At 66.6% G+C, this 14,504-nt stretch carries 12 protein-coding genes; 3 read left to right on the top strand and 9 right to left on the bottom strand.

Annotation, left to right across the window (positions count from 1 at the left end; genetic code table 11):
- The first annotated feature begins 120 nt into the window (after positions 1 to 120).
- Genes CJ014_RS10820 through CJ014_RS10810 form a run of 3 tightly spaced genes read left to right on the top strand, consistent with a single transcriptional unit; the run spans position 121 to position 5,380 of the window.
- Complete coding sequence (locus tag CJ014_RS10820) at positions 121 to 1,200, top strand: efflux RND transporter periplasmic adaptor subunit (RefSeq protein ID WP_165790816.1); 1,080 nt, start codon at positions 121 to 123, stop codon at positions 1,198 to 1,200.
- Positions 1,197 to 2,312, top strand: coding sequence for an efflux RND transporter periplasmic adaptor subunit (locus CJ014_RS10815; protein WP_100080492.1), 1,116 nt, complete (start codon positions 1,197 to 1,199; stop codon positions 2,310 to 2,312). The genes CJ014_RS10820 and CJ014_RS10815 overlap by 4 nt, the downstream gene beginning before the upstream one ends.
- Positions 2,309 to 5,380 (top strand): efflux RND transporter permease subunit, encoded by a 3,072-nt coding sequence (locus CJ014_RS10810; RefSeq protein ID WP_100080491.1) that lies wholly within the window; start codon positions 2,309 to 2,311, stop codon positions 5,378 to 5,380. The genes CJ014_RS10815 and CJ014_RS10810 overlap by 4 nt, the downstream gene beginning before the upstream one ends.
- Positions 5,381 to 5,406: 26 nt before the next feature.
- On the opposite strand, the gene CJ014_RS10805 is transcribed toward CJ014_RS10810, so the two are convergent.
- From CJ014_RS10805 to CJ014_RS10765, 9 genes are all read right to left on the bottom strand, one after another.
- Positions 5,407 to 6,105 carry a ribulose-phosphate 3-epimerase gene (locus CJ014_RS10805; RefSeq protein WP_100080490.1) on the bottom strand — a complete coding sequence of 233 codons (699 nt, stop codon included), beginning with the start codon at positions 6,103 to 6,105 and terminating at the stop codon, positions 5,407 to 5,409.
- Positions 6,105 to 7,046, bottom strand: a complete 942-nt coding sequence (locus CJ014_RS10800; RefSeq protein WP_100080489.1) for a carbohydrate kinase family protein — start codon at positions 7,044 to 7,046, stop codon at positions 6,105 to 6,107. The genes CJ014_RS10805 and CJ014_RS10800 overlap by 1 nt, the downstream gene beginning before the upstream one ends.
- An 81-nt stretch (positions 7,047 to 7,127) precedes the next feature.
- A complete protein-coding gene (locus tag CJ014_RS10795) occupies positions 7,128 to 7,808 on the bottom strand; it encodes a D-lyxose/D-mannose family sugar isomerase (protein ID WP_100080488.1) in 681 nt (226 codons plus the stop codon).
- Between the two features lie 15 nt (positions 7,809 to 7,823).
- Positions 7,824 to 8,885, bottom strand: a complete 1,062-nt coding sequence (locus CJ014_RS10790) for an aldose 1-epimerase family protein (RefSeq protein WP_100080487.1) — start codon at positions 8,883 to 8,885, stop codon at positions 7,824 to 7,826.
- Positions 8,882 to 9,454 (bottom strand): 6-phospho-3-hexuloisomerase, encoded by a 573-nt coding sequence (gene hxlB, locus CJ014_RS10785; RefSeq protein WP_118847916.1) that lies wholly within the window; start codon positions 9,452 to 9,454, stop codon positions 8,882 to 8,884. Before hxlB ends, CJ014_RS10790 begins: the two co-directional genes overlap by 4 nt.
- Positions 9,455 to 9,535: 81 nt before the next feature.
- Positions 9,536 to 10,564, bottom strand: coding sequence for an ABC transporter permease (locus tag CJ014_RS10780; RefSeq protein ID WP_100080485.1), 1,029 nt, complete (start codon positions 10,562 to 10,564; stop codon positions 9,536 to 9,538).
- Complete coding sequence (locus CJ014_RS10775; protein ID WP_207765724.1) at positions 10,561 to 12,069, bottom strand: sugar ABC transporter ATP-binding protein; 1,509 nt, start codon at positions 12,067 to 12,069, stop codon at positions 10,561 to 10,563. The genes CJ014_RS10780 and CJ014_RS10775 overlap by 4 nt, the downstream gene beginning before the upstream one ends.
- A 16-nt stretch (positions 12,070 to 12,085) precedes the next feature.
- Complete coding sequence (locus tag CJ014_RS10770; protein ID WP_100080484.1) at positions 12,086 to 13,036, bottom strand: substrate-binding domain-containing protein; 951 nt, start codon at positions 13,034 to 13,036, stop codon at positions 12,086 to 12,088.
- Between the two features lie 246 nt (positions 13,037 to 13,282).
- Positions 13,283 to 14,389, bottom strand: coding sequence for a LacI family DNA-binding transcriptional regulator (locus CJ014_RS10765; RefSeq protein ID WP_100080483.1), 1,107 nt, complete (start codon positions 14,387 to 14,389; stop codon positions 13,283 to 13,285).
- Positions 14,390 to 14,504: the final 115 nt, after the last annotated feature.

Genomic DNA, 14,504 nt, shown 5'->3' with positions numbered 1-14,504 from the left:
GCCGGGGCGTCCGCTTCCATTCGCGCTTCGAGTGGGGCGAACCGAGGTTCCCTCCTCTTCGTTGACCCGCTGGGCCGCCGAGACTAAACCCTGGCATCCATGCGTTTGACGGAGCTCACCGTGAAGCTACTGCTGTCGCTGATCGCCGCGTGGTCCATTGCCCTTTCGCCGGCATTCGCCGATGAGCCATCGAGCGCCGGCGGCCGTCCGGTTGCCGTCAGGATCACCACTGCCCGGCTGGTGCCTCACAGCGAAACGCTGGCGCTGACCGGCGAGATCCGGGCGCGCACCTCGTCGCAGCTCTCCTTTCGCCTTTCCGGCCGCATCGCCGAACGTTTCGCGGACGTCGGCGACCACCTGAAGAAAGGCGACCTGCTCGCCCGCCTCGATCCCAGCCAGCAGCAGGCCGACGTGGCCAACGCCGAGGCGGCGCTGGCCGCCGCCGAAGCCGGCGCCCGTCAGGCCGCTTCGGCCTTCGAGCGCCAGAAAACGTTGCTCGACAAGGGCTTCACCACCCAGTCGGCCTTCGACGCGGCAACCAAGGCGGTGCGGACCACCGGCGGCACGGTCGATTCCGCCAAGGCCGCCCTCGACATCGCCCGCGCCAATCTCGCCTATACCGAACTTCGGGCGGACGCCGACGGCGTCGTCACCGCCCGCAACGCCGATGCCGGCGAGGTGGTCGCCGCTGCCCGGCCGATCTTCGTCATCGCCGCCGACGGCCCGCGCGACGCCGTCTTCGACGTATACGAACAGCTCTTCCTGTCGATTACCAGCCTGCCCGACATAACGGTCGGCCTCGTCAAGGATCCGTCCGTCACCGTGCCCGGCAACGTGCGCGAGATATCGCCGACCGTCGAGACGCAGACCGGAACCGTCCGGGTCAAGGTGGATATCGGCAGCCCGCCGGCCGCCATGAGCCTTGGCGCGCCGGTTACCGGCCGCATCGCCAGCCGGGAAATGCCTTCGGTATTGCTGCCGGCCGGCGCCCTCAACGAAAGCGACGGCAGTGCTGCCGTATGGGTGGTCGCCGCCGACGGCGCCCGCGCCGAACTTCGCCCGATCGGCATCGCCGCCTACACCACCGACAGCATCGTGGTCGCATCTGGCCTCGCCGACGGCGACCGCGTCGTCACCAGCGGCGGCAAGCTGCTCCGCCCCGGCGCCAGCGTGGAAATCGTCGGGGAGGACGCGCCATGATCCGCCGCCTGGCCCTGGCAGCCCTCGCCGGCCTCATGCTCGCCGCCTGCCAGGAAAAGATCGAAACGCCGCCGCCCGTGCGGCCGGTCCTGTCGGCGCGCGTCGCCGTCGACGACATCGGAGAGCAGTCCTTCGTCGGCACGGTGGAGGCGCGCGACAAGGCCGATCTCAGCTTCCAGGTGCTCGGCCGGCTGATGACGCGCAACGTCGACATCGGCGACATGGTCGGTCCCGGCGACCTCGTCGCCGCCATCGACGCCACGACGCTCGATCTCACGGTCCGCTCGGCCCAGGCGGCGCTCGGCAACCGCCGCGCCGAGCGGGAGAACGCCGCCGCCACGGTCACCCGCATCGAGACGCTGCGGGCCAGCGGCACGGCGGCCGAAGCCAGCCTCGACGACGCCCGCGCCGCTTTCGACGCCGCCGACGCCGCCGTCCGCCAGGCGGAAGCCGACCTGGCCAAGGCGCGCGACGCCTTCGGCTATGCCGAACTGAGGGCCGGCTTTGCCGGCGTCGTCACCGCCACCGGCGCCGAACCCGGCCAGACGGTGGCGGCCGGCCAGAGCGTCGTCACCATCGCCAAGCCCGATCCGCGCGACGCGGTGATCGACATGCCCGACTGGATGGCCGGCACGCTGTCGCCCGAAGCGTCCTTCGTCGTTGCGCCGCAGATCGCGCCCGACCAGCCGATCGCCGGCCGGCTGCGGGAGATTGCGCCGGAGGCCGATCCCATCACCCGCACCCGCCGGATCAAGATCGCCCTCGCCGAGCCGCCCAGCCTGTTCCGCCTCGGTTCCACGGTCGAGGTGCGCGCCGACCGGCAGGCAAGCCCGACGATCACCTTGCCGGAGGCCGCCGTGCTGACGCGCCAGGACGGCAGCTTCGTCTGGGTGGTGACGGTCGACGAGGCGAGCCCTGCGGCGCGGCGCGAGGGCAGCGTCGCCCTTCGGCCGGTGACCACCGCGCCGGCGGGCGAGGGGCGCCTCCGCATCCTGTCCGGCCTTTCGGCCGGCGAGCGGGTGGCGATCGCCGGCGTGCACAGCCTTAAGGAAGGGCAGAAGGTCCTGGTGCTGGCCGACGGCCGGGACGGCGCCGAGGGAGATGCACCGTGAAAAGGTTCAATCTCTCGGACTGGTCGCTCGATCACAAGTCCCTCGTCTGGTACTTCATGGTCGTCTTCACGCTGTTCGGCGTGTTCTCCTACGTCAATCTCGGCCGCGAGGAAGATCCCTCCTTCACCATCAAGACCATGGTGGTGCAGGCCTACTGGCCGGGCGCCTCGGTCCCCGAGATGACCCGGCAGGTCACCGACCGCATCGAGAAGAAGCTGCAGGAGCTGCCGAACCTCGACTTCACGCGCAACCTGACGCGGCCGGGCGTCACCACCGTGTTCGTCAACCTGCGCAACGACACCAGGGCGGCCGATGTCGACGGCACTTGGGTGCGGGTGCGCAACCTGATCTCCGACATCCGCGGCGAGCTGCCGGACGGCGTCGTCGGCCCGTTCTTCAACGACGACTTCGGCGACGTCTACGGCAACATCTACGCGCTGACCGCCGACGGCTTCACGCCGCGCCAGTTGCGCGACTATGCCGAGGACATCCGCACCCGCATCCTTTCGGTCGACAACGTCGGCAAGGTGGAGATCATCGGCGCCGAGGACGAGGTGATCTATCTCGAGTTCTCGCCGCGCCAGCTCGCCGCCTACGGCCTCGACGAAAAGGCGGTGCTGACGACGCTCGCCGAGCAGAACGCCGTCAATCCGTCGGGCACCATCGAGACGGGCTCCGAGCGGGTGTCGGTGCGGGTCACCGGCGAATTCCGCTCGGAAAAGAGCCTCGAGGCGGTCAATCTCCGCGTCAACGGCCGGTTCTTCCGCCTGTCCGACGTGGCGAAGATCAGCCGCGGCTACGCCGACCCGCCGACCGAGCTGTTCCGCTACAATGGCGAGCCGGCGGTGGCCATCGCCATCGGCATGAAGGCCGGCGCCAACCTCCTGAAGTTCGGCGAGGCGCTCCGGGCCGAGATGGTGGGGATCGAGGCGGAGCTGCCGATCGGCATCGCCGTGCACCAGGTCGCCGACCAGCCGGCGCTGGTGGAGAAGGCGGTCTCCGGCTTTACGCAGGCGCTGTTCGAGGCCATCGCCATCGTCCTGCTGGTCAGCTTCGTCAGCCTTGGCCTCAGGGCCGGCGTGGTGGTGGCATTGTCCATTCCGCTGGTGCTCGCCATCACCTTCATGGTGATGGAGACATCGGCCATCTCGCTGCAGCGGGTGTCGCTCGGCGCGCTGATCATCGCCCTCGGCCTGCTGGTCGACGACGCCATGATCGCCGTCGAGATGATGATCGCCCGCCTCGAAAAGGGCGATTCGCTCAGGAAGGCGGCGACCGCCGTCTACACCTCCACCGCCTTCCCGATGCTGACGGGAACGCTGGTGACGGTGGCCGGCTTCATTCCGGTCGGCCTCAACTCGTCGATGGCGGGCGAATTCACCTTCACCATGTTCGTCGTCATCGCCGTGTCGCTGGTCATCTCCTGGATCGTCGCCGTGGTGTTCACGCCGCTGATCGGCGTCACCGTGCTGCCGGCGAAGCTGAAGCACCAGAAGACGGAGAAAACCCGCTTCGCCCGCGGCTTCGAGCGCCTTCTGGTCGCCGGCCTGCGCCACCGCTTCATCGTCATCGGCCTGACGCTCTTCGCCTTCGGCGCCTCGCTCTACGGCCTCACCCACGTCCAGCAGCAGTTCTTTCCCGACAGCGACCGCTCCGAGCTGATCGTCGACTTCACGCTGCCCCAGAACGCCGCCATCGAGGAAACCGGCCGGGTGATCGCCCGCTTCGAAAAGGACATGCTGGCGGGCAACGACGGCGTCGACCACTGGTCGTCCTATGTCGGCCGGGGCGCCGTGCGCTTCCTGCTCACCTTCGACCAGGAGCCGGCCGCCCCCTATTTCGGCCAGATCGTCGTCGTCACCCGCGACGAGGAGACGCGCGACCGCCTCAAGGCGGAATTCTCCGACTATCTCCGCCGCACCTTCCCCGGCGTCGACAGCTTCGTCCGCCTCCTGGAGATCGGACCGCCGGTCGGCCGGCCGGTCGCCTACCGCCTGTCCGGCCCGGATATCGAGGGCGTGCGCGACGCCGCCGGCCGGCTCGCCGCCGTCGTCGCCACCAACGCCCACGTCGACAATATCGTCACCGACTGGGGCGAGCCCGGACGCGTCGTCAAGGTCGACGTCATGCAGGACAAGGCGCGCCTGCTCGGCGTCTCCTCGCAGGATATCTCCAACGCGCTCTACGGCATCATCGGCGGCGCCACCGTCACCAAGATCCGCGACGACATCTACCAGATCGACGTCATCGGCCGCGCCGTCTCGGAAGAGCGCAACTCCATCGAGACGCTGAAAAACCTCCAGCTTGCGAGCCAGACCGGGTCGAGCGTGCCGCTCGCCGCCGTCGCCAACCTGCGCTACGAGATGGAACAGCCGGTGGTGTGGAGCCGCAACCGCCTGCCGACCGTCACCGTCAAGGCGGCCCGCGCCGACGCGACGCAGGCCGACACCATCGTCAAGCAGCTCAAGCCGGCGATCGACGACTTCGCCGCCACCCTGCCGGCCGGCTACAAGGTGACGACCGCCGGCTCGGCCGAGGAATCGCAGAAGGCGATGGCGCCGATCGTCGCCGTCGTGCCGCTGATGATATTCGTCATGCTCACCGTGCTGATGATCCAGCTCCAGAGCTTCAGCCGCCTCATATTGGTGGTGGCGGTGGCGCCGCTGGCGCTGATCGGCGTGGTGGCGGCGCTGCTGCCCACCGGCGCACCGCTCGGCTTCGTCGCCATCCTCGGCGTGCTGGCGCTGATCGGCATCCTCATCCGCAACTCGGTGATCCTGGTCGACCAGATCGAACGGCTGCGGGCGGAGGGCGTGCCGGCCTGGAACGCGGTGATCGAGGCGACCGACCACCGCTTCCGGCCGATCGTGCTGACGGCGCTGGCGGCCAGCCTGGGCCTCATCCCGATCGCCAGCGAGGTGTTCTGGCAACCGATGGCCTTCGCCATGATCGGCGGCATCCTCGTCGGCACCGCCCTGACGCTGATCTTCCTGCCGGCGCTCTACGTCACCTGGTTCCGCATCCGCGAGGAGAAGGCCGGGCCACCGGCGGAAAATCCGATAACCTAGATATCGCTTCCCGGAAATCGTGGCCCTCAGATCGGAGAGAAGGTTTCGCGCAGAGCGTTGAGCTTGCCGACGCTGCCGGCGATGTCGTCGCGCGAGATGCAGGTGGTGCCACCAACGAAGATGTCGACGAGACCGGCGCCGTAGTCGGCGATGTTCTGGGTCGAGACGCGTCCGTCGATGCTGATCGCCGTGTCCGAGCCGCGGGCGTCGATCAAGGCGCGCAGCTCGCGGATCTTGCGGTCGGCGAAGGCGACCTGCTTCTCGCCCTTGTTCCAGGCATAGCCAGGGTTGATCAGCATCAGCAGGACGGCATCGCACTTCTCGACGACGCAGTCGAGCAGACCGACCGGCGTCGACGGCTTCAGCGCCACGCCGGCCCGCACGCCCTTGGCGCGGATGCGGTTGAGCTGGTTGTCGACGTGCCGCTCCGTTTCGAGGTGGAAGACCAGTTGCTCGACGCCGATGTCGATCAGCTCGTCGACGAAATAGTCGTTGTCGGTCGCCATCAGATGGACGTCGAATTTCAGCCTGGTGAGCTGGCGCAGGCGGCGGACGGTTTCGAGGCCGAGCGGCAGGCTGGGGCTGAAATGGCCGTCGATGATGTCGACATGCAGAACCTCGATGCCCGCCGCCTCGCAGGCCTCGACTTGGGCTTGCAGGTTACAGAGGTCGAGGCAGATCAGCGACGGGGCGACGATGCAGGACTTGCGCCAGGAAAAGCTCATCAGGCAACTTCCTTGTTGAGAAGGGTAAGGATTTCGGCCCGCGTCGGCAGGGCGGGAATTGCGCCCTTTCGCCGCACGCAGAGCGAGCCGGCGGCGGCGCCATAGGTGGCCGCGTCGCGCAGCGCGCCGAGGGAGAGATCGCCAACGCGCCGGACACCGGCCGTGATGAGATGCGAGAGGAGCGCGCCCCAGAAAGCGTCGCCGGCACCGGTCGCGTCGATGGCCACGGCCGGCGGCGCCGGTACATGGATGGTTTCGCCGGCGAAGTGGCATCGGGCGCCGCGCGCGCCCAGCGTTTCGACGGCGACGGCGATGCCGTGCGCCTTCAGGCAGCCGGCAAGGCCCGCGGTTCCACCAACCAGATGCACCTCCTCCTCGGACACCTTGAGCAGGTCGACAAACGGCAGCGCCTCGGCAATCCTGGCGGCGGCGTCACTCTGGCGTGCCCAGAGCGGCGCCCGGTAGTTGACGTCGAAGGAGACGAGCTTGCCCTGCGCCCGGGCGAGCCGCAGCGCCGCGAGCGTCGCCTCGGCGCACGGCGAGCCCGACAGCGAGCAGGAGCCGATGTGGACGATCGTCGATGCCCCGACCACCTCCGGCCGAATGTCGGCTGGCGCGAGCAGCATGTCGGCGCCTGGCTTGCGGACGAAAGTGAAGCTGCGTTCGCCGTCCGCGCCGAGCGTGACGAAGGTCATCGTCGTCACCGCCTCGTCGGTCGGCTCCTTCAGCACCACCTCGACGCCGTTCTCCTCGAGCGTCGCCGCCAGGAAGCGGCCGAAATCGTCGTTGCCCAGCTTGCCGAGAAAGGCGGCCGTCAGCCCGCTGCGCGTCGCGGCGATGGCGACGTTGGCCGGCGCGCCGCCGGCGTTGCGCAGATAGCTGCCCGGCTCGGGGCCGGGAAGGAAGTCGATGACCATTTCGCCGATTGAAAGAAGATCCACGCGTCAAACTCCTCCGGTCGTCCGTCCGGCGTGTTGCCGGACGAACGTTTTCCCGCATCGCACCGGCGGCACGCTGCCGCCTTAGGCGGCCTTGGGATATTCGGTGCAGAGCAGCCGATAGGGCGGCTCGTCTTCCTCGATCTTCGGGAAGCGCGGATACTGTTCGAGGAAGCGGTTGTCGGTGTTGTCGTCGTTGCACATCGACACTTCGCCGATCAGCACCGAGCCGGTGCCCGGCTGCACCACGAATTCGTGATAATAATAGGGATAGAAAGTCAGGCTTTCGCCCGGCGCGACGACGATGTCCTCCCCGGCCTTCACCGTGTAGCGGCGGCCGTCGCGGTTGATCTCCACGTCGGTATCGGCCATGGCGCCGTCCTTGGTGGCGTTGTACAGGCGGAAGATCAGGTTGCCGCCGCCGCGATTGATGATGTCTTCCATCTTCGACCAGTGGAAGTGCATCGGCGACACCTGGCCTTCCTCGATCATGATGACCTTCTCGGCATAGGTCTTGGTGTATTTCTTGTTCTTGACGTTGCCGTTGCGCAGCGTGATCAGCGCGATGCCGAGCTCGGCATACTTGCCCATGCCGTAGTCGGTGACGTCCCAGCCGAGCATGTTGTCGCGGATCTCGTCATACTCGTGTCCGGCCGTCTTCCAGTCCTCGGGCGTCCAGTGCAGGAAGGGCGGCAGCGCGAACCTGTAGTCGCCGAGCATCTTCTCCATGCGCTTGATGGCGCCATTGATTTCGGATCTTTTCATCGGGTTTCCTCCGGTTCATCGGCGCGACAGCCGATCGGCTTCTTCCTGGACGCGGTCGAGCTCCTCGTCGCCGTCGAGGACGGTGATGGTGAGCTCGAAGATTTCTCTGGCTCCCGGCGCCAGCAGATGCTGGTCGCCGGCGGCGACGTGGTGCGGCTTGCCGTAGACCGACGCATTGGCCGGCTCGAGGCCGATCACGTAATCGCCGGCCGCCGTCGACTTCCACTGCATGAAGTAGGGCAGAACCTCGCGGTTGAAGCCGAGGCGCACGCCGAGCTTCAGCTCCGGGTTGACGATGGCGGCAAAGGTGTTGCCGGCTTCGTCGGCGGCCAACTCGTGCAGGAAGACGTATTCCGGTTCGTTCGCCCGGGGCGGCGCCATCGTCGCCCAGCCGTCGACCTGCGGCCGGCTGACCTCGTCGCGCGGCTGCGTGGCCAGCGCCGGCAGCACGACGCGCGCCGCCTCCGACAGCAGCGGATGGCCGACGTTGAAATGGTAGAGCAGCATCAGCGGCTCCGGCCGGAACGCCTCGTTCTCGACCTCGTCGACGATGCGCACCGCCCGCGTCCCGAGCCGCGTCTCGATCGAGCGCCTGAGCACCAGGTTCTCGCCGAACAGCTCGGCCTCGCGCATCTCGCCGGAGAGGCGCAGCACATAAGCATCGTCCTCCCAGAAGGCGTCGGCCGAACGGTGCTCGGCCGGCGTCGTGCGGATGCGGCCGTGCATCGGATAGTCCTTGCCGTCGATGGTGCAGGGCGCGCAGATGTTCTCGTAGCCCGAGGTGAACATCAGCCCGCCCATGATCGAGCGCAGCGCCTCGGCGCCATGGGTGTCATAGGCGGTACGGCCGATCAGCCCGGGCTTCGCCAGGAAGTCGAAGCCGACGCCGCGATAGCTGAAGCTGCCGATGTCGAGGCCCTTGTCGGCGAGCACGTCGAAGGCCAGCGGCCCGTTCCTGACCGCATAGGCGGTGAGGCCGTCGGCCCGCCCCTCGCGGAAGGTGATCGGCCGGACCGAAGCCACCTGCTGCACGCTGCCGACGCGTGCCAGCAGCTCGCGTTTGGTCAGCGTCGTCATTCGAGATTGGCGTGGTGTTGCCACAGCCCCTTCAGGTCGAGCTGGCGCTCGTCGATGATCATCTTGGCGACGATGTCGCCGAAGATGAGCAGCGACTGCTCGAACAGCGAGGTCATCGGCTGGCGGGAGTCGATCTCGTCGTCGAGATAGAGCTTGGTGCGGACGGGAATGCGCACCATGAAGTCGGCGACGTCCTTCATGTCGGACTGCGGGTTGGAGCCGATGTGCACCACCTTGGCGCCGATCGCCTTGGCCTTGCGGGCGATGGCCAGCGGGAACAGCGACGAGCCGCTGCCCGAGCCGACGACAAGCAAGTCCTTCGGCGTGATGGCCGGCTCGGTGATGGCGCCGACATAGGTGATGGCGATGCCGAGGTGGGCGAAGCGCTTGGTCATCGCCTGCAGCGCCAGCAGCACGCGGCCGACGCCCACCACGAATACCTTGTCGGCGGCGAGCAGGGCGTCGACGAAGGCTTGCACCTGGGCAGGGTCGATGCGCTCGAGCGTCCGGGACAGCTCCTCGACCACCAGGTGCGAGGTATCGCGGAACACGTTTTCATAAGGTTGCACGATCTTTCTCCGATGGAGTTCGGGGGAGCGGCACGGCGGAGCGGAGGAAAGGGGCTCGCGCCGTGCCCGCTGCCGGCGGGATCAGCCGCGCCGGGCATTCATGGCCTGTACCTGGTAGATCAGCACGGCGCCGAGGATCAGGATGGCGCGGGCGACGTACTGCCAGTACTCGTCGATGTTGAGCAGCGTCATGCCGTTCAGCATGATCGACAGGAACAGCACGCCGACGAAGGTGCCCCAGACGCGGCCCTTGCCGCCCATCAGGCTGACGCCGCCGATGACGCAGGCGGTGATCACCGTGAATTCCCAGGTGACGCCCACCGTCGGATTGCCGGCCTGGATCTGGCTCGACACCATGATGGCGGAGAGCACGGTGAAGACGCCGATCATCGCCATCACCGCCATGCGGACGCCCAGCACGTTGATGCCGGAGAGCCGCGCCGACTCGGCGTTGCCGCCCACCGCATAGGCCGACTTGCCGAACACCGTATAGCGGGAGATGAACCAGGTGACGACGAACACCAAGAGGAAGACGAAGGCCTGGAAGGGGATGCCCAAGATGGCGCCCGAACCGAAGAAGAAGAACCATTCCGGATAGGGCGTCACCGGAAAGCTGCCGGTCAGGAGATAGGCGCCGCCACGGAAGGCGGCCATCCAGGCCAGCGTGGTGATGAAGGTCGGCACGGCGAGGGCGTGGCGCACCCAGCCGGTGAACATGCCGGCCAGGATGGCGATGCCGAGGCAGAGCACGACGCCGGCGCCGACGCCGATCTCGGCCGACCAGCCGGTGGCGGTCATGCTGTCGGTGACCACGGCCAGCAGGCAGCCGAAGAAAGCGAGGCCCGAGCCGACGGAGATGTCGATCTCGCCGAGGATCAGCACGAAGGTCATGCCGAAGGCGATGATGCCGGTCATCGCCGCGTTGCGCAGGATGTTCATCGCGTTGTCCCAGGAGGCGAAGCCGGGCGCGGTGAAGGCGAGCAGCACGATGATGGCCAGCAGGATGGCTTCGAGAACGAAGTCGGACAGCTTGAAGAAGGGCCGGCGCGCGATCGGCGCCCGGAGGGCGGCCTTGTCCTTGGCGCGGCCGGTGGTATCGGTGGTGGTCATTTCGCCGTTTCCCCCATGCACATGGCGTATAGCGACTCGATCGGCGTGTTCTCCGGCTCCCGGACCTCGCCGATGAAGCGTCCGGCCTCCATGATCAGGATGCGGTGGCAGACCTCGAGCAGTTCCTCGAGCTCGGAGGACACGAAGACGACGCTGAGGCCGCGGCGCGATAGATCCCACATGATCTGGAAGATCTGCTGCTTGGCGACGATGTCGATGCCGCGCGTCGGCTCGTCGAAGAACACCACCTTGGGGTCGGTGTTGAGCCAGTTGCCGACGACCACCTTCTGCTGGTTGCCGCCCGACAGCGACTGCACCTCCTGCAAGGCGTCCGACACCTTGATCTGCAACCGCCCGATCCATTTCTCGGCCACCGGCGCCTGCAGGAAGTGGCTGAGGAAGCCCCGCTGCCCCACCTCGTCGAGGCTGGCGAGGCAGAGGTTGTCCTCGATCGACATGATCTGGATGAGCCCCTCCTCCTTGCGGTTCTCCATGGTCATGGCTAGGCCGAGAGTCTTCATGCGGGCCACCGTCGGCCGCCGCACCTCGGTGCCGTTGAGCACGATGGCGCCGCCGTCGATGGCGTCGGCGCCGAAGATGCCGCGCAACAGCTCGCTGCGGCCGGCGCCGAGCATGCCGGCGATGCCGAGGATTTCGCCGGCCCGGAGCTCGAAGCTGATGTCCTCGTACTTGTCCTTGCGCTTGAGGCCGGTGACCTTGAGGCGGATTTCCTCGCCCACCTTGAGGTCGGCCGGCCGGCTTTTGAGCGTCGTCTCGCCGAACATCATGTCGACGATCACCTTGGGCGTCGCCACGTCGATCGGCACGGTGCCGACCATCCGGCCGTCGCGCAGCACCGTCACATAGTCGGCGACGCCGCGGATTTCGTTGAGCTTGTGGGTGATGAAGATGATCGCCACGCCCTTCTCGCGCAGCGAGCGCACCACTTCCAGCAGGCTGTTGATCTCGTGGCGGGCCAGCGCCGAGGTCGGCTCGTCGAGCAGCAGCACGCGCGGATTGAGCGACATCGCCTTGGCGATCTCGATCACCTGCCGCTGGCCGACCGAGAGGTCGGAAATCTTGCGGGTGACCGGAATGTCGATCTTCAGCGACGTCAGGATGTCCTGGACGTGAGCGTTGGTTGCCTTCCAGTCGACCGTGATGTTGCCCGGCCCGACGGTAGGGAAGCGGCCGAGCATGATATTCTCGGCCACCGTGAAGTCGAGGATCAGGCTGAGCTCCTGATAGACGACGGCGATGCCGGCGGCATTGGCGTCCGCCGGCCCCTTGAAGCGGACCGGAACGCCGTCGATCCGGATCTCGCCGGATGTCGGAATGACCGCTCCCGACAGGCATTTGACGAAGGTGCTCTTTCCCGACCCGTTCTTGCCCAGCAACGCGTAGACTTTTCCGCCGTCGAAGTCGGCGGAAAAGTCGTCGAGAGCGAGGACCCCGGTATAGGCTTTCGTCAGATTGCTGATTTCGAGCTTTGCGGGTCCCATCATCCGTTCCTAACCTCGGTTACTTGACGGTCTTGGCGTATTCGGCAACCGCCGCCGAGTCGGTGCGGGACAGCGTCAGGCCGGGAACGATGATCTCCTTTTCGACCGCTTCGCCCTTCAGCGACTTGATGGCGTTCTCCATGGCGAGAGCCCCGATCTTGAACGGGTCCTGGGCGGTGGAGGCCTGAAGGATGTTGTCCTTCGACTGCAGGAAGCCGACGATCTGCTTGTCGAGGTCGATGCCGAACACCGGGATGGCCTTGCCGGAGTTCTTGACGGCCAGCACGGCGCCGATCAGGCCGCCGGCGTTGCAGCCGTACATGAGATCGATATCAGGATGAGCCGTAATGATGTCGGCGGCCTTCTTGATGGCCTCCTCCGCGACCGGCGACGAGGCCTCGGCGACCAGCGTCACGCCGGGGATGTCCTTGATCTCATTCCAGAAGCCGTCCTGGCGGGCGTTGCTTTCCGGCGGAAGCTGGGCCTTGTAGTTGATGATGGCGACCTTGATCTCCGTCTTGTCGCCGTAGTGGGCCTTGATGTAGGCGGCGGCTTCCTTGCCCGAACCGGCCCCGAGCAGCGTATTGTCCGACATGACGGTCGACACCGGGAAGTCGGCGGCCAGCTTGTTGTTGAAGCTGACGATCTTGATGCCCTTGTCGCTGGCGGCTTTGACGGCCGGAATCGACGCGGCGGCCGGATCGAGATAGGTGATGGCGATGGCGTCGACGCCGCGGGCGGCGTAGGTGTTGACCACCTCGACTTCCTTGCTGATCTGGTTCGAGGTGTTGGACGTCAACAGGTTGACGCCTTCCTTCTCGGCCACCGATTTCATGCCGAGCAGCGTCGTCTTCATGAACTGGTCTTCCTGGAAGACGATGCCGGCCACCGTGAACTTCTTGTCGGCCGCCTGCGCGACGACAGGCAGCATGAAGGCGGCGGCAAGTGCCGCCGTGACGAGTTTTTTCATCGAGGGACCTCCCAAGGGATCGCGGACGGTGACGACTGCTTCGTGCCGTTCACGAGGGCCTCACCGGCCTTGCGGCGTACCGATCCTCCTCGGTACGCGGCGTCGACATATAGCACGCTTTTCAGGCGACGCAATAGAAAAAGATGTCATCTTAAAGTATTATAGAAGTATACTCAGGGCAGAATCGGAATATACGCGGTGGTTAGCCACGTAAAATAAAGTAATATAAACTTATTTCAATATATACTAATGCCGGTCAACCTCCGTTGCCCGCAGCGTCAGCACCGACTGCCGATGGACGATTTCGGTGCGCAGCATGGCTGCCTGGTAGGTCCCTTCGCCATTGATTTCGGCCAGCAGCAATTGCATGGCGAGGCGCCCAAGATCATAGGTCGGGCGGCGGATGACGGTGAGCGGCGGGGTGAACACCGACACCCAGGGCGGGTCGTCGAACAGGATCAGCGACAGGTCGCGACCGATGGTGAGACCGATCTCATTGGCGACGGAGATGCAACCGATGGCCATTTCCTCGTTGGTCGCCAGGATGGCGGTCGGCCGCGGCTCGTCCTTCAGGATGGTCATGGCCGCCGCCCTGGCGTGCTCGAACTCGCCGCGGCTGTAGCGCAGCCACTTGTGCGTCGGCGTGATGCCCGCCTCGGCCAGCCCGACCATGCCGCCGTGCATGCGGGCCTGGGCGGTCCAGACGATGTCGGCCGGCTCCTTGGTGGAGTGGCCGTTGACGGCGGCGGTGGCCACCATCAGGCCGATGCGGCGGTGGCCGCAGGCGACGAAATGGCGCACCGCCTCGCGCGAGGCGGCGAAGTCGTCGGTGGTCACCGAGCTGATCTTCAGCCCCTCGACATAGCGGTCGAGCAGCACGATCGGCACCGAAGGACCGCCGTCCTCCAACTGGAGATGGCTGAAGTGGCTGCGCGAGGAGGGCACCACCACCATGCCGTCGACCCGCTTTTCCAGCAGCACGCGGATGGCGTCGCGCTCGGCCTCGAGGTCGTCGCCGGTGTTCAGGACCAGGATCTGGTAGTCGGACGAGGCGGCGGTGTCGATGATGGCGCGGATCGACGTACTGAAGAAGGAGTTGGAAATGTCGGCGACCACGACGCCGATGGTCAGCGTGCGACCCGACCGCATCGAGCGGGCCAGCTCGTTGACCCGGTAGTTGAGCGCTTCGGCGGCGGCCAGCACCTTGGCCCGCGTCTCCTTGGTCACCAGGCCGTAGTTGCCGAGCGCCCGCGCGGCGGTGGCGCGCGACACGTTCGCCCGCCGGGCGACGTCGATGAGCCGCGCCCGCTTGCGCGCGCCGTCGCCGATCTCCCCCGACTTGCCGTCGTCCATGCCGCTGCCTCCCTCGACCGATCCGGCCCTTTGTGATATATGAGACCGATCTCATTTGTTGGGGCAAACTGACATAGGTGCCCGGGCCTGTCAATATTGCCGAAACATCTATGTA

It is taken from the genome of Pleomorphomonas carboxyditropha (assembly GCF_002770725.1).
Taxonomy (GTDB): Bacteria; Pseudomonadota; Alphaproteobacteria; order Rhizobiales; family Pleomorphomonadaceae; genus Pleomorphomonas; species Pleomorphomonas carboxyditropha.
The sequence above is the reverse complement of the archived record's forward strand: the minus strand, read 5'-3'. Positions and strand labels throughout refer to the sequence as shown.

Coding starts and splice junctions, on each gene's coding strand:
- CJ014_RS10765 (WP_100080483.1), bottom strand. CDS start 14,389: ATGGACGACGGCAAGTCGGGGGAGATCGGCGACGGCGCGCGCAAGCGG.
- CJ014_RS10815 (WP_100080492.1), top strand. CDS start 1,197: ATGATCCGCCGCCTGGCCCTGGCAGCCCTCGCCGGCCTCATGCTCGCC.
- CJ014_RS10795 (WP_100080488.1), bottom strand. CDS start 7,808: ATGAAAAGATCCGAAATCAATGGCGCCATCAAGCGCATGGAGAAGATG.
- CJ014_RS10790 (WP_100080487.1), bottom strand. CDS start 8,885: ATGACGACGCTGACCAAACGCGAGCTGCTGGCACGCGTCGGCAGCGTG.
- CJ014_RS10805 (WP_100080490.1), bottom strand. CDS start 6,105: ATGAGCTTTTCCTGGCGCAAGTCCTGCATCGTCGCCCCGTCGCTGATC.
- CJ014_RS10780 (WP_100080485.1), bottom strand. CDS start 10,564: ATGACCACCACCGATACCACCGGCCGCGCCAAGGACAAGGCCGCCCTC.
- CJ014_RS10775 (WP_207765724.1), bottom strand. CDS start 12,069: ATGATGGGACCCGCAAAGCTCGAAATCAGCAATCTGACGAAAGCCTAT.
- CJ014_RS10770 (WP_100080484.1), bottom strand. CDS start 13,036: ATGAAAAAACTCGTCACGGCGGCACTTGCCGCCGCCTTCATGCTGCCT.